An 18,623-nucleotide genomic window follows, 5' to 3' on the forward strand; every position below is an offset into this window, starting at 1 on the left:
AGCAAAACAAACTATTGCCCGATTCTTAAATTTATCCAAAAAAACTACAAAATTGACAATTATCATTTTTTTTAGTTTTATAATATGTACTTTTGCAATCTTAATTCAATCTAAATAAGACTTGCAAACAACGATACATTCTCTAAAAAAAGGTGAAAAGGCCATTATCAAAGATTTTGATATTGACATTGTTCCATTGAAATTACTAGAAATGGGATGTTTGCCGGGAAATATGGTTGAACTGCTTCAAATTGCTCCTTTTGGCGATCCTTTATACCTTAACATTAATGGTTCACACGTTGCTATCCGCGTGGAAACAGCGCGTGAAATTGAAGTTGAAATACTAAAAAACAACTTATAATGACCAATCAAAATATCAATGTTGCTTTAATCGGAAATCCTAACACGGGGAAAACTTCCGTTTTTAATCAGTTGACAGGCCTTAATCAACAAGTGGGAAACTACCCTGGAATTACGGTTGAAAAAAAGATTGGTTTTTGCAAATTACCCAATAATGTTAAAGCTAACATTCTGGATTTACCAGGGACATACAGCCTGAATGCAAGTTCGATTGATGAAAATGTAGTCATTGAATTATTACTGAATAAAAACGATAAATTATATCCGGACGTAGCGCTTGTAGTTACTGATGTTGAAAATCTAAAACGAAATTTACTGCTTTTTACCCAAATAAAAGACCTTGAAATTCCCACAATATTAGTCATAAACATGGCGGATAGAATGAAATTTAAAGGAATCACATTAGACATTCCGTATCTTGAGGAGCACTTAAAAACAAAAATCGCACTGATCAGTTCGAGAAAAAATTTTGGGATTGATGAATTGAAAAAATTGATTGTCAGTTATAAAACTATTTCCAGCGAACCATGCCTGAATGCGTCAAGTATCGACCCTGAATATTTCAATAGTTTGCGCAAAGCATTTTCTAACCAATTGTTATACAAATTGTGGCTGGTAATTACGCAGGACGTCAATTTCCTGAATTTAGAGCGAAATGAAATCCGAAGTTCGTTTACTAAATCCCATTCGGATTTAAAACGTTTGCAACAAAAAGAAACCATAAAACGCTATCAATTCATCAATGATGTTTTGAAAGAAGGATTAAAAATAGACACCACTATTGCTAAAGATTTCCGAAGCAAACTGGATCGCGTTCTGACACATAAAGTATGGGGATATGTAATTTTCTTCCTGATTTTGTTTGTTATTTTCCAATCTATTTTCGAATGGTCTAAAATCCCGATGGATTTCATTGATGGTACTTTTGCTACGTTGAGCACTCTTGCTGCCGAAGAATTACCGGCAGGAGTTTTAACCAATTTAATTTCACAAGGAATCATTCCCGGAATAGGAGGAATTTTGATATTTATTCCACAAATTGCCTTCCTGTTTATGTTTATTTCGATTCTTGAAGAAAGTGGCTACATGAGTCGAGTCGTTTTCCTGATGGATAAAATCATGCGAAAATTTGGTTTATCGGGTAAAAGTGTGGTGCCACTTATTTCTGGAACTGCCTGTGCTATTCCTGCAATTATGGCCACTAGAAATATCGAAAACTGGAAAGAAAGATTGATTACCATTCTGGTAACACCATTTACAACCTGCTCTGCCAGATTGCCTGTTTATGCCATTATTATTGCACTGGTAATTCCGGATAATCGCGTTTTTGGTTTTCTGAACATGCAAGGAATGACCTTGATGCTGTTGTACCTTTTGGGTTTTGGAATGGCTATTTTTTCAGCTTACATTTTGAATAAAATCCTTAAAATAAAAGGAAAAACATACTTCGTAGTAGAAATGCCCAATTATAAATTACCACTTTTCAAGAACGTGGGAATCAATGTAATCGAAAAAACAAAAGCCTTTATTTTTGGAGCTGGAAAAATCATTTTAGCCATTTCTATTGTATTGTGGTTTTTAGCATCATACGGGCCCGGCAAAAAATTCAATAATGCAGAAACAATTGTTACTGAAAACACCAAGCAAAATCCGCTGTCAGAAGCAGAGTTTGAGAATGCTGTGGCTTCACAAAAACTAGAAAACTCTTATATTGGATTAATGGGAAAAACCATTGAACCAGCAATTTCACCTTTAGGTTACGACTGGAAAATAGGGATTGCCATTATCAGTTCCTTTGCTGCCAGAGAAGTATTCGTAGGAACATTGGCTACGATTTACAGCGTAGGCGGCAGTGATAATGAAGTAACAATCAAAAATAAAATGGCTGCCGAAATCAATCCGGTAACCGGAGAAAAGATTTTCAACTTTGCCTCCGGAATATCATTGCTGTTGTTTTATGCTTTTGCCATGCAATGCGCCAGTACACTTGCAGTTACAAAAAAAGAAACCAATTCATGGAAATGGCCCGCTGGACAATTGATCTTCATGTCCGGATTTGCCTATGTAGTGGCTTTAATTGCTTATCAAATTCTAAAATAAACGATTATGGATATTCAAGAAATAATTGCTTTTATTGCTTTGGGAATTGCCCTTGCTTTTTTGATCAAAAAATTCTTTTTCAAAAAGAGAAAATCAGATAAAAATTGCAGTAGTGGTGATGATTGTGGTTGTCATTAAAAATCCTATTTTTCTATTTTAAATAGAGTTACTTTAAAATACAACAGGGTTAAACTTTCCTTAAAAAGATAAAAAAAATCTTTCTATAATTTATAGAAAATCACTTTTTTTGACTAAATTTACTACAGTAAAAAATAAGTTTTTAGACTCAAAATCAGTCGTTTCCGTTTTTTAGCTTTAAAAAAATGCTTTCAGATTTGAACTTGAATCTAATTTGGCTTTTGAACATAATTTCAGAATTACCCCTAAGCAATTGAAATTATAGAACTATTATGAATTGGTAATTCGCATACGATTAGACAATCATAATTTTTAGTAAAAAATCTGACAAATACGTTATAAATATCTTTAATCCCAATGAAAATATTTCTCGTTTTGGGATAGATCTAATAGGAATATGTAGTGCCATTTTTAGATAGACTTCTTTTGATAACTTAAAGAGAACTGTCTTTTGATTTCATCATTATTCTTTTCACTGACTACTTTTTCTAAAAAAAACATATTAAGTAGTTCAATGAAAACTTCTTATAATTATTACGTTGCAATTGATTTCAAACCAAAAAATGAACCAATATCAACTAATCATGAAAAAGTGTGCCTCGATAGTGTTATTTATGCTAAACATCACGTTTCTTTTTGCACAAAAAGAAATCTCGGGTTTTGTACTAGATAATGCTGGTGTTGCGATGTCAGGCGTTAACGTCACCGAAAAAAGAACAAACAACAGCGTTTCCACTGATATCAATGGAGCATACAAGATTAATGTTAAGGAAGGAGCTATTTTGGTCTTTAGTTACTCTGGTTTTTCTAAGCAGGAACACGACACAACCGATTCTATTCTAAATGTTTTTTTATCTGAAGGAGGCGGACAAAATATTAACGAAGTTGTGGTTACCGGAACAAGAGCTGTACCCAGAAGCAATACCACGACTACACTTCCTATTGATGTAGTATCATTTGAAGAACTGACTTCAACCGGACAGGCAACTTTTGACAAAGCATTACAATACAAAATACCATCTTTCAATACCGTTCAAACTCCTGTAAATGATGCCACTTCATTACTTGATCCATACGAAATTAGAAATATGGGACCCAGCAGGACGTTAATCCTTATCAACGGAAAAAGAAAAAATTTAAGCTCCTTACTTTATGTTCAAGCCTCTCCAGGACGTGGAGAAACTGGTGCCGATATTTCTGCAATACCAATAGATGCCATAGAAAGAGTTGAAATTCTTCGTGATGGCGCATCGGCTCAATATGGTTCAGATGCAATAGCCGGGGTAATCAATATTATCTTAAAAAAAAGAACCGATGATGGTTCCGTAACTGTAAGAACAGGCATTACGGCAGAAGGTGATGGCGAAATGCTAGGCGTGAGTTTGAACAATGGATCTACTGTAGGCGAAAAAGGTTTTGTAAATTACACGCTAGATTTTTCAAAAGTGAACTTGGCCAACAGACCCGGAAAAGTAGATGCTGATGGAGATTTTGCCAGTTTCGGCGGCACTATTTCTGGCATTAACACCTTAGCAGATATTAAATCTTTTCTTGCAAAATATCCAGATGCTCAAAACATCAATGGATCTCCACAAACTGCTGCCGTAAAATTTCTCGTAAACGGCGGGTTTGTTTTATCAGATGAAACACAATTGTATTATAATGCCGCTTATGTCTATAAAAAAGTAAATTCTTTTGCCAATTACAGAACACCCTATTGGGGCTATGGAGAGGGAGTTACTTTAAACGATCTTCCCTACTTATTAGACTTCTTTGGAGACGGAACGGCTGCTTCTTACAAAGGGTATCATCCGACATTTATTGGAGATTTGAACGATTACCATGCTAGCTTTGGTTATAAATCTATAAAGAATGGATGGAATACTGATGCCAGCATAACTGCAGGTGGCAATAAGCAAATCTATACCATAGAAAACTCTCACAATAGATCAGATATTCAAGATCCCAATAAGATTAATATATATCGAGAGAACAGTCCCATATTTTTTAAACCGGGAGGAGCTTCGTTTAACCATATTGTAGGTAATTTAGATGTCTCTAAAGTATTATCTGATAAAATAAGTATTGGTTTTGGTTCTGAGGTTAGAACAGAAACTTTTGAAGTGATTGCAGGAGACAAAGCATCTTGGGATGGATTTGGTGCGGACTCATTTGCTGGTAACAGACCCGAGGATTCAGGTAAATGGAATCGTTATAACTTAGGCGGATACTTCGATTTAGCGTATGATTTTACTAAAAATTTCTTAGTAAACGGTACGGTTCGTTATGAAAATTATAGCGATTTTGGGGGAGCAACGGTTTGGAAATTAAGTTCCAGATATAAATTCTCGAATGATAAAATTACGATAAGAGGATCCGTTTCCTCTGGATTCAGAGCACCAACATTACACCAAATTTACACTCAAAAATCACAATATTCATTTGTACCTGACCAAGGGGTCCGAGTTAGTGGAATTATAAACAATGTTTCACCGCAAGCACGCCAATTAGGCATTCCTCCATTAGACGCTGAAAAATCAACCAACATAACTGTAGGAATAGGAGCCAACCCTTTAAAAAAATTAAATTTTACTATAGATTATTATAACATCAAATTAAAAGACCGGATTATTTTGGGGGATGAAGCAGTAACTTCATTCGGTACCGTTGCCTGGTTTGAAAATTCATTCGATTCGAGAACTTCAGGCTTAGATGTAGTAATGAATTACAGTTCCCTAGTATTAGGAACTGGAGAATTAGGAATCAATTTATCAGGAAACGTAACTTTTGAGAACAAAAGAATTTCACCGGTTGCAAGTGATAATTTTGGAGCAACACTTAACGCATTAATGTTTACATCAAGACCTGTAACAAAATGGATTTTGGGAGCAAATTACAAAATTAAAAAGTTTGACTTATCGCTTAACAACACGTATTTTGGAAAAACAACATTCAAACAAGACGGTTTACATCCAAATTTAAGAACTGAGTTTACTCCAAAAATAGTCACTGATTTAGGAATTAATTACGCTGCAACAGAAAAATTAACAGTAACTCTTAATGTGAACAATATATTAAATGTATTGCCCGAATGGAAATTTAAATCCGAAAACACGTCTGGACAAACAATTTTGAATGATCCTACTCAAGTAAAATCACAGTTTAACTTAATTACATTCAATGGCCGTTATTCACAAATGACCTATCAAGGATACCACTTTAGCCAATTAGGGACCTTGTTTAGTTTATCATTAATCTATAAATTCTAATATCAGAATTATTTAAAAAACACGATAGAATCAATAATTTCAATCAAGACAGAACTTCTTAAAAACAAAATAGATGATACGTAGAGAGCACATGTTTTTTTGGATAGTAATTATTATTTTAATGGGAGGAAATCCAATGTCAGCCCAAGAGGGCACCGGGGAGAAGGAATATGCTCTAAAAGCTGATTTTCTGTATCGTTTTGTAGATTATGTTTATTGGAAAAATTATTCTAAAAAACAAACTTTCAAGATTGCTGTTCTGGAGGAAAGCCTAATTACTACTTCATTACTTGACATTACTAAAAACAAAAAAATTGAAGTCAAGGAATATAAAAATTTGAACGAATTGGGTTTTTGCAATATTCTGTTTATTCCTTACAATTGTACCATACCAATTGAAACCATTCTTTCTAAATTTTCCGGTAAACCAGTACTGATTGTGACAGAACAAAATGGTTACGGAAAAAAAGGCACACACGTGAATTTTGTTACAGTCGACAATAAATTAAAATTTGAAGTAAATCTAAAAGCAATAAATAAATCCGGAATAGGAATCAGTTCCTTCTTGCTGAAACATGCAATTATTGTGCAATAATAGTATCAAATTACAAATTTAGATCGTTCAATTTGTGTGTGAATTTGGGTAAAGAAGGAAAAACTTACGAAAAAGTGCATTTACAGTATTAGAAAACAAAAAAAATGATGAATCTACGCAACATTTCCATTAAAAGTAAGCTGGTACTCATGCAGGTCTTCACCTCTGCATTTGTATTAGGAATTTGTATTACCGCTTTTGTATTAATAGATATAAAAGGATTTAAGGACCGGAAGGTCAAGAGTTCCTTTGCCATTGCGCAAGTGGTAGGATTTAATAGTATTTCTTCTCTTGAGTTTATGGATAATGCTTCCGCAAAAAAAATCCTGTCGGAACTAACCGCGCAAAATGATATTTTGAATGTAAACATCCTTGACAAAAAAGGCAACGTTTTTGCGTCCTATACGAAACCTGGCTCCGACCCCAGATATCGGTTTTCAGTTCCTGTGATGGGTGAAAAAAGCTTTTTATTTACCAATCAAAATCTCTTTGTGTACAGCAAAATCAAAAAAGACAAAGAGACTATAGGATTAGTCTGTATTCGCTTTGAATTGTCAGAATTGAATAAAATAAAAATGGATGTTTTACGTATGGGCATCGTATTATTAATAGTCGGAATCGGGCTCGCTTTTTTAATCGCCATTTTCATTAAAAAATACATTTCGAAACCCGTATTGAATTTGGTAACAGGGATACAACAGATAAAGGATACCGGCGATTATAAAATCCGCATGGCTGTTGAAGGGAAAGATGAAATCAGCATCCTTTCCTTGGGGCTTAATGATATGCTTTCAACTATTGAAAAAAGAGACAATGAAGTGGCGCAATCTAAAGAACAACTGAATGAACAAAACGCCCTTTTACAATCTGTTATACAAAACATGGGTGACGGGTTGATCGTAGTTGATGAGAACAGAAAATTCATTTTTTGGAATGCTGCCGGGGAAAGAATAATTGGGATTGGCCCCATGGATATTCCTCAAGAGAGATGGGCTCAAACTTATGGCTTCTTTCTGCCCGATACCAAAACAATTTTTGATACTAATGAATTCCCCTTAGTAAAAGCATTAAATGGTGAAGAGGTGGATAATATGGAAATATTTATCCAAAATTATAAAAAACCCGAAGGTCTTTTTGTTATTGTAACTGCCAGACCATTAAAAAGCCCCTCTGGGGAGATCACTGGTGGGGTTCTGGTTATTCACGACATTACGGAACTAAAAAATTCGGAAAACGAGATTAAAAAACTAAATGAAGAACTGGAACAAAAAGTAACAGAACGCACCGCCCAATTAGCAGAAGCGATTGAAACCCTTCGTAAAAGCGAAGAAAAATATCGTGAAATAGTAGAGAATATAGGCGATGTGGTCCATACATCGGATTATAAAGGTTTTTTTACCTATATCAATCCTGCTTCTATAAAACTAACGGGTTACACGCCAGATGAACTTATAGGGAAACATTTTTCAGAACTTGTAGCTCCGGAGTGGAAAGACCGTGTGGCTGAATTCTATTTAAATCAATTTAAAAATAAAATAGATGAATCCTTGTTTTCATTTCCTATCATTACCAAATCTGGAGAACAAAAATGGGTGGAGCAAACGGTCATGCAGTTACGGGAAGGGAATAAGATAACCGGGCATAAATCTATTCTGAGAGACGTAACAGAACGGAAAGCAGCTGAACAAAAATTGAAAGAAAGTGAAGGTCAATTGCAAACCATATTTAATGAAGCTCCAGATGCCTTAATTGTAATAAATGATGAAGGAATTATCATCAGATGGAATCCGCAAGCCGAAAAAATCTTCGGATGGACATTAGGAGAGGTTCTAGGAAAACCCATGCGAGATTTAATTATTCCTGTGCAACACAGAGAAGCGCATACTAAAGGTTTTGAAAATTTCCTTATAACAGCCGAGGGGCCCATTATTAATAAAACAATTGAAATTACAGCCCTTAACAAACAAAATGTCGAATTTGAGATTGAGTTAACCGTGTCACCGGCAACTATTTTAGGACGATATATCTTCATTGCTTTTATCAAAGACATATCGTTGAGAAAAAAAATGGAAAATGAAAAAATAGAAGCCGACAAATTAGTGCGTCTTAACGAGCTAAAATTGAAATTAATTCTGGAAAATATTGGTGAAGGAATTATTGTAACTGACAGCCAGAAAAGAATTGTTTTATCCAATCGCATGGCAGAAGAAATTATAGGGATAAAACAAGATTCCGCAATGCCAACCACTCTGGATTGGTCAACTAAATATGATCTCTATTATCCTGACGAAGTAACCGTTTTTCCTGCCCAAAACCTTCCACTGGAAAAAGCGCTAAAAGGTGAATCAACAGATGATGTTGAGATAATAATTGAAGATAACGAAACTAAAACCAAAAAACGGGTTGTCATTAGCGGCAGGCCCATAATAGATGAAAACAACTATGTTATAGCCGCCGTTGCAAATATAAAAGATATTACCTATTACAAAGAGCTTGAGGTCGCTTTAGAGGAAAGCGAGCAGAAATATCGAAAATTAATTGGATTTAAAAAAGGATAAAAAAGTATTTACTGTACTGCTTTTTTAAACTTAAATGAACTTATATACCTTATATATTAAGAAATTTAAACCATATAAGGTATATAAGTTCATTTAAGAAAGTGCAATCATTCGCTGTTTTTGCAAGGTTTATTTTATATGAATGTCAGCTGAGCGGGTTATAGTTTTTTTATACACGAATTTTCATATTGAAATAAAAAGCTAAACACTAATTTGTGGAATTCGTGGCGAAATTTTTCTTTGGTATTATTCACGGATAATTATGTTATTTTATATACCCGATTTTTACATAATAATTCTTCGGATTGATTTTGCCCCCTTCTTTTGGGTAAGGAAAAACACTAAAGCTTTTTATCTTTTTTTGTTTTTCCGGCAAATATTTAGAAAACCACTGCTTATTTTCTTCTTCGTTTTTCATCGAAAAAACCATCGTGTGATCCTCAACTAATTTTGAATCTTTGTAAACCGAAACTATAACCGAAGCTTCTCCAGCCCAAATACATGTCACACCCTCCGGGCAGCGGGAATCAGAAACGACTGCTGCCAAAACCAAATTAAATCCCTTTTTCTTAAGACACTTTTTCTGGGTTATCTTTAGCGATTGAACGTTTTCTGTTTTGGCGTTTTGTGCGAAAGTTATCGTACCAAGGATCAAAAGAAACAACAGCAATGACTTTTTCATGTTCTTTATTTTTTAAATAGTTTATCCAAAGATAACTCCAAAATAGTTACGTTAATTTTACAAAAAGGTTACTGGCAATTTTATTGGAAATGGTTAAATCCTTGTTGTCTACTTTTATTTTCAAAGACAAATCGAAACTTTCTTTTCCTATTATTTCAATTTTAGAACCCAGTGCGATTCCCTGTTTGTCCAAATATTTTAGAAACTCTGATGAGGTATCTTTAACGCCAACACATATTCCTGCCTGATTTTCGTGCAATTCCGAAAGTAATTGTTTTTCGATTTTAACGATTTGACCATTTGCATCAGGAATAGGATCTCCATGTGGATCTTCGGTGGGATTGCCCAGAAAATCATCTAGTTTGTTGATGAGTTTTTCTGATTTGATATGCTCTAATTGTTCCGCAATATCATGGACCTCATCCCAAGAAAAATCTAGCTTATCTACTAAAAAAACTTCCCATAGACGGTGTTTTCTTACAATCATTTTAGCTGCAATTTTTCCGTGGTCTGTCAAAGAAACTCCTTGGTATTTTTTATAATTAACCAAGTCTTTTTCGGCTAATTTCTTGAGCATATCCGTCACTGACGAAGCTTTGGTTTCCATTTTTTCGGCAATAGCATTGGTGCTTATTTCTGAATCTGAAATAATAGTAAGGTGATATATGGTTTTAAGATAATTTTCTTCTGAAAATGTCATTTTTTTATTTTTTTAGCCCTGATTACTTCACTTATTTTTTATTTTTATTGGAGTTCAGTGAACTTCGTTTGAAGCGGTATCCTTTTCCTGCTTTTTTAAGCAGGAAAAGATATAGCGAATAGCAGGAAATAGCTCCTGAAAAATTTAATTTTTTACAATAAGTAACGGAATAGAAATTTTGTGGCGCAATTTGTCAACCGTGGTTCCAAAGACTAAATCCTTGAATCCCGTATGACCGTGAGTTCCCATAACCAAAATGTCAAATTCCCCTTTATTGATGATCTCCGGAATCACTTTATTAGGTTTTCCAAATCCTAATTGCGTTTCAACTTTAAATCCCTTTTCAGTAAGCATTACTTTGTATTCCTCTAATAATTTTTCGTCAATTAACGTTTCGTGATCATCCGTATTTTCACCATAAATCATCGCTCCAACGGTTTCTACCACGTGAATCAAAGTATATTTTGCTTCTATTCCGCCTAATTCAAAAGCATTATTTAATGCCACCTCATCTGCACTGGAGAAATCTACGGAGACCGCAATATTCTTTTTAGCATAACTTGCAGATTTAGAAAACTGCAATTTTAAACTATGTGGCGAATGATTTTGAATATCTATTTTAGCTTTGGCAATAAAAGGCTTGAACACAATATAAAGCAACAAAATCAAGAAACCTATGGCTAAGGGAACTACCGTTAACCATAACAAAAGTGGATTTTCAGAAGTTTCTAGCCATCCTGTTATTTCATCAAAAACCAATTTAGCATTTAATGAAACAATAATTGTTGCGATGATCCAAGAAGCAATTTGGGTAATTTTTCCAATATGGAATCCTTTCATTTTTGATTTATCACTTACAAAATGAATCAATGGAATAATGGCAAAACCCAGTTGCAAACTCAGGATAACCTGACTCAAAATCAGCAATTTTCCCGTTACACTTTCCCCGTAAATTAGAATTACAATAACCGCAGGAACAATAGCGATTAATCGTGTGATTATTCTTCGAACCCAAGGCTGAATGCGTAAATTAAGGTACCCTTCCATCACAATTTGACCGGCCAGTGTTCCAGTAATTGTGGAACTTTGTCCGGCAGCAATCAAGGCTACCGCAAATAATATAGGTGCAAATTTGCTTCCTAAAAGCGGTTCCAAAAAGCGATGGGCATCTTGAATTTCAGCCACTTCAAACATCCCGTTTTTATAAAATGTGGCTGCAGCCAATATCAAAATAGCAGCATTTACTAAAAAAGCTAAGTTTAATGCAATCGTAGAATCAATGAAGTTGTATTTCAAAGCTTGCTTAATCCCAGCTTTACTTCGGTCGAAGTTTCTAGTTTGCACCAATGAGGAATGCAGGTATAAATTGTGCGGCATAACCGTTGCTCCAATAATTCCAATAGCGATATATAATGCCGTATCGTTGGGCATCGAAGGAATTAACCCAAACAACACTTTATCCAGTTCCGGTTGGGCAAAAATCATTTCAAAAATAAAGGAGAATCCAATAATAGCAACCAATACAATGATAAAAGCTTCCATTTTACGGATCCCTTTATTGATTAAGAACAACAACAAAAAGGTATCTAAAACCGTAATCAATACCCCTTCGATCAACGGAATATCAAATAGTAAATTGATACCGATTGCCATTCCTAAAACCTCGGCAAGATCACAGGCTGCGATAGCAATTTCGGCAAGGAAATACAATATATAATTGATAAATGGCGAATAGGTTTCTCGGGAAGCTTGCGCCAAATCACGTTGGGTAACAATTCCAAGTCGGGCACTCAAGCTTTGCAACAACAAAGCCATAATGTTACTCATCAGTAAAACCCAAAGCAAGGCATACCCAAACTGGCTACCGCCTGCAATGTCCGTCGCCCAGTTTCCCGGATCCATATAACCAACGCTAATTAAATAGGCCGGCCCAAAAAAAGCAAGGATTTTTCGGAATACTGATTTCTTGTTTAGTGTGGAAACCGATTGGTTTACTTCTTCTAAGGATTTAGTCATATTATTAAGTTATTGATACAAATGTAATTAAAAAATTTGTTTTGCAAAATATAATTTTTAGCTTTGCCTAAATTTAATTTAAGTATAGTGAAAAAATTATATGTGTTATTTGTTTTTCTGATGTTTAACTTCGGCTATGCCCAAGAAAAAAGTAGTCTTTCGGGATTCGTCTCATCAGAAAAAAAGGGCGTTTCGGATGCCCGTGTGTTTTTAATTGGAACAAAATACGCCACCCAAACAGATAGTTTAGGGAAGTATAGCATCGAAAATATTCCTCAGGGGGATTACAGAATTCAGATTACAGCAAGCGGTTTTCAAACTTTAAAAAAGAACATAACTGTCAAAATTAATGAAAATAGCATTCTGGATTTTGAACTTTCAAATACCGAAAATCAACTCAACGAAGTAGTTGTTTCGGGAACATTAAAAGCGGTAAAAAGACTAGAAAGTGCCGTTCCAGTTGAGGTTTATTCTCCAATATTTTTCAAGAAAAACCCAACGGCCAGTATTTATGAAGCATTACAAAATGTAAATGGCGTAAGACCACAGCTTAATTGTGGCGTTTGTAATACGGGCGACATCCACATCAATGGACTGGAAGGCCCGTATACTTTGGTTCTAATAGACGGAATGCCAATCGTGAGCAGTTTATCAACAGTGTACGGGTTATCCGGAATTCCAAATTCATTGGTGGAACGAATTGAAATCGTAAAAGGTCCCGCTTCGTCTTTATACGGTAGTGAAGCCGTTGGCGGTTTGATTAATATCATTACTAAAAATCCAACAAACGCGCCCCTATTTTCCGCTGATGTATTTTCTACTTCTTGGTTGGAAACCAATGTTGATTTAGGAGTAAAACTCAATGTTGGCAAGAAAGCGACGGCACTTTTAGGTTTAAATTATTTCAAATACAATCAAAAAATAGACAACGATAATGATAATTTTACCGATGTTACTCTTTCTGACCGAATTTCCCTTTTTCAAAAATGGACTTTCAATAGAAAAGAAAATCGATTGTTCACCATTGCGGCACGTGGCGTTTATGAAGACCGTTTTGGCGGAGATCTGCGTTGGGAGAAAAAACACCGTGGCGGAGACGAAATCTATGGCGAAAGCATTTATACCAAACGGGCAGAATTATTAGGAAGTTACCAATTGCCTTTTCAGGAAAAACTGATGCTTTCATTTTCAGGAAATGTACATTTTCAAGACAGTCGGTACGGCATCACAAGCTATATTGCCAATCAAAAAATTGGGTTTTTACAATTGACTTGGGACAAGAAAATAGGAAAAAATGATCTGCTTACCGGAATTGCCGCCCGATACAATTATTACGATGACAATACGCCGGCAACTTCAAAACTCGGAAACAACAACCCAGAAAAAACCTGGTTACCGGGAATTTTTATTCAAGACGAAATTACGTTCACTGAAAAACACAAGCTGTTACTGGGAATGCGTTACGATTACAATTCTTTTCACGGAAGCATCTTAACGCCAAGACTAGCCTATAAATGGAAATTGGACGACAACAATATTATTCGTTTGAATGCTGGAACAGGTTTTAGAGTCGTTAATTTATTTACCGAAGATCATGCAGCATTAACTGGCGCTCGTGAAATTATAATCGCAAATAACCTGAAACCGGAACAATCCATAAATGCCAATTTGAATTATATCAAGAAAATAAATTTCGACAACGGCACCTTTATAGGAATTGAAACTTCCTTTTTTCATACCCGATTCAGCAATAAAATTGTTTCGGATTATGATACTGATCCAAACCAAATTATTTATGACAACATTAATGGTTATGCGATAAGCCAGGGAATCAGTACGAATATCGATTTCAATTTTCCGAATGGATTAAAAATTATCACAGGTGCTTCTTTGTTAGACAATAAAAACGTTGAAAATGGCCGAAAAGAAACACCTTTTCTAACCGAAAAGTTTACTGCAACTTGGAGCGTTTCATATAAAATTCAATCTATCGATTTAAATATTGATTACACTGGAAATGTTTACAGTCCAATGCAATTACCTCTTTTAAGTTCTTTAGATCCTCGTGCTTCAGAATCGCCATGGTACAGTTTGCAAAACATCCAATTCACCTATTCTGGTTTAAAAAACTTTGAATTTTATGCCGGAATAAAAAACCTGTTGAACTTTTTACCTAAACAAAATAACCCATTTTTAATTGCACGAACAAATGATCCTTTTGATAAAAATGTTACGTACGATACTAACGGACAAGTGCTGGCAACGCCTGAAAATCCATATGGATTAACGTTTGACACGACTTATGTGTATGGACCCAACCAAGGAATCAGAAGTTTTTTCGGACTTCGCTATACGTTGAAATAATGAAAAAAAAGCTTGCCATACTGTTGCTTTTATGCTGTGCAATTCCCTATGGATTTGCACAGCTACATTCGGTTTCATTGGAACAAATCGACAGTTTGCAAAGTGTTGAAAAGAAAAAAACGATCGTTTTCATTCAAACCGATTGGTGCAAATTTTGCCATGCAATGAAAAACACCACTTTCAAAAACGAGGAAATCATCAAAGAGCTAAACAACAATTTTTATTTCATCCATTTTAATGCCGAGGAAAAACGAAATGTAGTTTTCAACAAAACCACTTTTCAATTCAAGCCCACAGGAAACAACTCCGGAACACATGAACTGGCCATAGCATTAGGGACGGTAAATAAGCAACTGAACTTTCCTGTTTTGTGTGTTTTGAATAGTGAAAATGAGATTGTTTTTCAGCACAACGGGTACTTAAAACCAAAAGAATTTAAGCTGATTTTAGAGAAACTAAAAGAATAAAATTGACTATTTTTGGGAAAAATGTCAAATTCCCAAATGAAACACTACGATTATATTTTTACCGGTGCCGGATTATCTGCTTTGATGACCGTGTATAAAATGGTGCAATCCGGTACATTTAAGGATAAAAGTATTTTGTTATTGGATGAAAATACTAAAAAAACCAACGACAGAACCTGGTGTTTCTGGAAAACAAATGACTCAGTTTGGGAAAATTCAATCTCAAAAAAATGGGATTCGGCTTTGTTTGCCAATGAAGACTTTCGCAGAAATTTAGACTTGAAACCATATCAATACAACATGGTGAAAGGGCTTGATTTTTACACTCAAGTATTTGATTTGCTTTCGAAACAAGACAACATCACTTTCCTCCATCAGAAAGTATTGGAAATTGAAGAATCCGAAACTATAATTCTGATACAAACCCAAAAGGAGAGTTTTTCCTGTTCGAAATTATTTAATAGTATTTACAACAAACAAAAAGCGGAAAACCAGACGAAATATCCTTTGCTGCAGCAACATTTTATTGGTTGGTTTATCAAAAGTGAACAGCCTGTTTTCAATTCGAAACAAGCGACTTTCATGGATTTTTCGGTGGAGCAAAAAGGAAATACCCGTTTTATGTACGTGTTACCCACTTCTAAAACTGAAGCTTTACTGGAATACACCTTGTTTTCGCACAACCATTTAAAGACGGAGGAATACGAAAACGGAATAAAGGAATACATTCAGAAACTTGGCATTACCAAGTATGAAATCGTCGAAAAGGAACAAGGCAGTATTCCGATGACGTGTTATCCTTTTTGGAAAGCGAATACTAAAAACGTACTCAATATTGGGACCTCCGGCGGTTGGACGAAAGCCAGTACCGGTTATACTTTCAAAAATTCCGATAAGAAATCAAGTCAATTGATCGCATTTCTTCAAAGGGAAACCGACTTCACAAAATTTCATAAAACAACCAAATTCTGGTTTTACGATTTGCTTTTGTTAGACATTTTAGACCGAAAAAATGAATTGGGTTCCCCTATTTTTTCTTCGATGTTCAAAAAAGGAAATCCAAGCTTAATTTTTAAATTTTTGGATGAGGAAACTTCACTTAAGGAAGACATTCAAGTGATTTTAAAATGTCCAAAATCATTATTTATTAAAGCCCTGTTTCATGTTGGTTTCAAAACAATGAAATAACAATCAAACTATAACAAAACTTTATAATTGAACTCCTGTTCTTGAATGTAAACTTTGTAACTTTGCAACTTGAAGTTATTATTGATTTAAAATAAAAAAGATATGTATCCAGAAGAAATGGTAAAACCAATGCAAGCGGAATTAACAGCTGCAGGTTTTCAAGATTTACATAGTGCTGAAGCAGTAGAGAACGCAATGAAATTAGAAGGAACAACACTTGTAGTTGTAAATTCGGTTTGTGGTTGTGCTGCTAGAAACGCACGTCCAGGAGCAAAAATGAGTTTAGATGGCGCTAAAAAACCAGACCATTTAATCACTGTTTTTGCAGGAGTTGACAAAGATGCAGTTGATGCCGCAAGACAACACATGTTCCCTTTTCCTCCATCATCGCCAAGTATGGCTTTGTTCAAAAACGGAGAATTAGTGCACATGCTAGAGCGTCACCACATTGAAGGTCGCCCCGCAGAACTAATTGCTGAAAACTTAAAAGACGCTTTCAACGAGTATTGCTAATTAGAAAAGGTTCAAAGAAACAAAGGTGCTTAGGCACAAAGTTTACAAAAAGCACTATTAATTTAGTGCTTTTTTGCTTTTACTCCCTTTCTTCTCTTCCCTTCTTAAACCTTTGCCTCTTTCTCCCTATCCTTCTTTGAACCTTTGCTCCTCTGAAACTTTTTCTCTACTTTTGCAAAAAATAAATTTCTCAACTTAAACTGTTTATAGCATGCAACTGTATAACACATTAAGCGCAGAGGAAAGAGCCATCATGATTGATGATGCCGGAAAACAACGTCTTACGCTGTCTTTCTATGCTTATGCGCAAATCTCAAATCCAACACAATTTCGTAACGAATTATTTCTGGCGTGGAACTCACTTGAAGTTCTGGGTCGAATTTATGTCGCCAGTGAAGGAATCAACGCCCAACTATCACTTCCTGCCGACAATTTCTATGTGTTTAAAGATGCTATTGAAGTCTATGATTTCATGAAAGGAATCCGATTAAATATTGCCGTAGAACAAGATGATCACTCGTTTTTGAAACTCACCGTAAAAGTGCGTGACAAGATTGTGGCTGATGGTTTGGTCGATAAAACTTTTGATGTGACCAATATTGGAATTCACCTAAAAGCTAAGGAATTCAATGAACTTCTGGAAGATCCCAACACGATTGTGGTCGATATGCGAAATCATTACGAAAGCGAAATTGGACATTTTACCAAAGCCATAAAACCAGATGTGGATACTTTTAGAGAAAGTTTACCCATTATCGAAGAACTACTTGCGGAACACAAACAAGACAAAAAACTATTGATGTATTGCACCGGAGGAATCCGTTGCGAGAAAGCCAGTGCCTATTTCAAACACAAAGGTTTTGAAAACGTATACCAACTCGAAGGCGGAATTATTGAATACACGCGTCAGGTAAAAGCTGAAGGATTAGAAAGTAAATTCATTGGAAAAAACTTCGTATTCGATCACCGCTTGGGCGAAAGAATCACTGACGATATTGTTTCGCAATGCCATCAATGTGGCGCACCTTGTGACGTACATACCAATTGCGTGAACGAAGGCTGTCATTTGCTTTTCATCCAATGTGATTCTTGTGCAGCGAAAATGGAAGGCTGCTGTTCTGCTGAATGTGTAACTGTAATTCACTTGCCTGAAGAAGAACAAAAAGCCATTCGCAGAGGAATCAAAAACGGAAATAAGATTTTCAAAAAAGGAAAATCAGACGTTTTGACTTTCAAAAATCAGGAAGAAACACATGGTGTTTTTGTTGCAGAAAAACCAAAAACTGCCGTTAAAAAAGAACCAAAAGTTAAGAAAGTTTATATTGGAAAAGGAACGCATTTCTTTCCAAAACCAAGTATCGGTCAGTTTTTAATCGAAGAAAACGAAATCAAAATCGGCGATACCATTCTAATTAAAGGTTCTACAACCGGCGAACAAAAATTAGTAATCGAAGAAATGCTTGTTAACGATTTAGCTCAAGAAAAAGCAATTTCTGGAGACACTTGTACTTTTAAACTGCCGTTCAGAATTCGATTATCTGATAAATTATATAAAATCACAGATTAAATATTAGGATAAAATCCTATGAAATTAACTCATTACAATCTGATTTGTAATGAGTTTTTTTATTTAAAATTTATGATTTTTTGGCGCAGATAGGCATTGTTCCGTA

At 35.1% G+C, this 18,623-nt stretch carries 14 protein-coding genes; 11 read left to right on the plus strand and 3 right to left on the minus strand.

The features are described 5' to 3' along the window. Window positions 1–121: 121 nt before the first annotated feature. From E0I61_RS01670 to E0I61_RS01695, 6 genes are all read left to right on the plus strand, one after another. Window positions 122–361, plus strand: a complete 240-nt coding sequence (locus E0I61_RS01670; protein ID WP_121343194.1) for a FeoA family protein — start codon at window positions 122–124, stop codon at window positions 359–361. Continuing rightward, window positions 361–2,460, plus strand: coding sequence for a ferrous iron transport protein B (feoB, locus tag E0I61_RS01675; RefSeq protein ID WP_131990955.1), 2,100 nt, complete (start codon window positions 361–363; stop codon window positions 2,458–2,460). The genes E0I61_RS01670 and feoB overlap by 1 nt, the downstream gene beginning before the upstream one ends. Window positions 2,461–2,466: 6 nt before the next feature. Continuing rightward, the gene (locus E0I61_RS01680; protein ID WP_131990953.1) at window positions 2,467–2,598 is read left to right on the plus strand and encodes a FeoB-associated Cys-rich membrane protein; all 132 of its coding nucleotides are present in this window, start codon (window positions 2,467–2,469) and stop codon (window positions 2,596–2,598) included. A gap of 584 nt (window positions 2,599–3,182) precedes the next feature. After that, entirely contained in the window at window positions 3,183–5,867 is a 2,685-nt protein-coding gene (locus E0I61_RS01685; protein ID WP_132069690.1) for a TonB-dependent receptor, read from the plus strand. A gap of 73 nt (window positions 5,868–5,940) precedes the next feature. Next, a complete protein-coding gene (locus E0I61_RS01690) occupies window positions 5,941–6,462 on the plus strand; it encodes a YfiR family protein (RefSeq protein WP_131990949.1) in 522 nt (173 codons plus the stop codon). A gap of 104 nt (window positions 6,463–6,566) precedes the next feature. After that, window positions 6,567–9,020, plus strand: coding sequence for a PAS domain S-box protein (locus tag E0I61_RS01695; RefSeq protein WP_132068970.1), 2,454 nt, complete (start codon window positions 6,567–6,569; stop codon window positions 9,018–9,020). Between the two features lie 265 nt (window positions 9,021–9,285). Here E0I61_RS01695 and E0I61_RS01700 read toward each other — a convergent pair whose 3' ends face one another. The 3 genes from E0I61_RS01700 to E0I61_RS01710 form a co-directional block, all read right to left on the minus strand. Further along, on the minus strand, window positions 9,286–9,702 hold the full coding sequence (locus E0I61_RS01700) for a hypothetical protein (protein WP_131990945.1): 417 nt from the start codon (window positions 9,700–9,702) through the stop codon (window positions 9,286–9,288). A gap of 46 nt (window positions 9,703–9,748) precedes the next feature. Beyond that, the gene (locus tag E0I61_RS01705) at window positions 9,749–10,402 is read right to left on the minus strand and encodes a metal-dependent transcriptional regulator (RefSeq protein WP_132068972.1); all 654 of its coding nucleotides are present in this window, start codon (window positions 10,400–10,402) and stop codon (window positions 9,749–9,751) included. 144 nt (window positions 10,403–10,546) lie between these two features. After that, a complete protein-coding gene (locus E0I61_RS01710) occupies window positions 10,547–12,418 on the minus strand; it encodes an Nramp family divalent metal transporter (protein WP_132068974.1) in 1,872 nt (623 codons plus the stop codon). Window positions 12,419–12,538: 120 nt separating this feature from the next. Here E0I61_RS01710 and E0I61_RS01715 point away from each other — a divergent pair, with 120 nt between their 5' ends. From E0I61_RS01715 to trhO, 5 genes are all read left to right on the plus strand, one after another. Continuing rightward, complete coding sequence (locus E0I61_RS01715; protein WP_132069692.1) at window positions 12,539–14,782, plus strand: TonB-dependent receptor; 2,244 nt, start codon at window positions 12,539–12,541, stop codon at window positions 14,780–14,782. Further along, complete coding sequence (locus E0I61_RS01720; RefSeq protein ID WP_132068976.1) at window positions 14,782–15,249, plus strand: thioredoxin family protein; 468 nt, start codon at window positions 14,782–14,784, stop codon at window positions 15,247–15,249. Before E0I61_RS01715 ends, E0I61_RS01720 begins: the two co-directional genes overlap by 1 nt. Before the next feature lie 21 nt (window positions 15,250–15,270). Next, window positions 15,271–16,437, plus strand: a complete 1,167-nt coding sequence (locus tag E0I61_RS01725) for a lycopene cyclase family protein (protein ID WP_235832047.1) — start codon at window positions 15,271–15,273, stop codon at window positions 16,435–16,437. A gap of 102 nt (window positions 16,438–16,539) precedes the next feature. Beyond that, window positions 16,540–16,950, plus strand: a complete 411-nt coding sequence (locus tag E0I61_RS01730) for a BrxA/BrxB family bacilliredoxin (RefSeq protein ID WP_091172289.1) — start codon at window positions 16,540–16,542, stop codon at window positions 16,948–16,950. Between the two features lie 211 nt (window positions 16,951–17,161). Then, window positions 17,162–18,517, plus strand: a complete 1,356-nt coding sequence (gene trhO / locus E0I61_RS01735; RefSeq protein WP_132068978.1) for an oxygen-dependent tRNA uridine(34) hydroxylase TrhO — start codon at window positions 17,162–17,164, stop codon at window positions 18,515–18,517. Window positions 18,518–18,623 lie beyond the last annotated feature (106 nt).

The organism is Flavobacterium ranwuense (assembly GCF_004349315.1).
Lineage (GTDB): Bacteria > Bacteroidota > Bacteroidia > Flavobacteriales > Flavobacteriaceae > Flavobacterium > Flavobacterium ranwuense.

Bases quoted from the DNA above. Each gene is read 5' to 3' on its own strand.
- feoB (WP_131990955.1), top strand. From the start codon at position 361: ATGACCAATCAAAATATCAATGTTGCTTTAATCGGAAATCCTAACACG.
- E0I61_RS01680 (WP_131990953.1), top strand. From the start codon at position 2,467: ATGGATATTCAAGAAATAATTGCTTTTATTGCTTTGGGAATTGCCCTT.
- E0I61_RS01685 (WP_132069690.1), top strand. From the start codon at position 3,183: ATGAAAAAGTGTGCCTCGATAGTGTTATTTATGCTAAACATCACGTTT.
- E0I61_RS01690 (WP_131990949.1), top strand. From the start codon at position 5,941: ATGATACGTAGAGAGCACATGTTTTTTTGGATAGTAATTATTATTTTA.
- E0I61_RS01695 (WP_132068970.1), top strand. From the start codon at position 6,567: ATGATGAATCTACGCAACATTTCCATTAAAAGTAAGCTGGTACTCATG.
- E0I61_RS01700 (WP_131990945.1), bottom strand. From the start codon at position 9,702: ATGAAAAAGTCATTGCTGTTGTTTCTTTTGATCCTTGGTACGATAACT.
- E0I61_RS01705 (WP_132068972.1), bottom strand. From the start codon at position 10,402: ATGACATTTTCAGAAGAAAATTATCTTAAAACCATATATCACCTTACT.
- E0I61_RS01710 (WP_132068974.1), bottom strand. From the start codon at position 12,418: ATGACTAAATCCTTAGAAGAAGTAAACCAATCGGTTTCCACACTAAAC.
- E0I61_RS01715 (WP_132069692.1), top strand. From the start codon at position 12,539: ATGTTTAACTTCGGCTATGCCCAAGAAAAAAGTAGTCTTTCGGGATTC.
- E0I61_RS01720 (WP_132068976.1), top strand. From the start codon at position 14,782: ATGAAAAAAAAGCTTGCCATACTGTTGCTTTTATGCTGTGCAATTCCC.
- E0I61_RS01725 (WP_235832047.1), top strand. From the start codon at position 15,271: ATGTCAAATTCCCAAATGAAACACTACGATTATATTTTTACCGGTGCC.
- E0I61_RS01730 (WP_091172289.1), top strand. From the start codon at position 16,540: ATGTATCCAGAAGAAATGGTAAAACCAATGCAAGCGGAATTAACAGCT.
- trhO (WP_132068978.1), top strand. From the start codon at position 17,162: ATGCAACTGTATAACACATTAAGCGCAGAGGAAAGAGCCATCATGATT.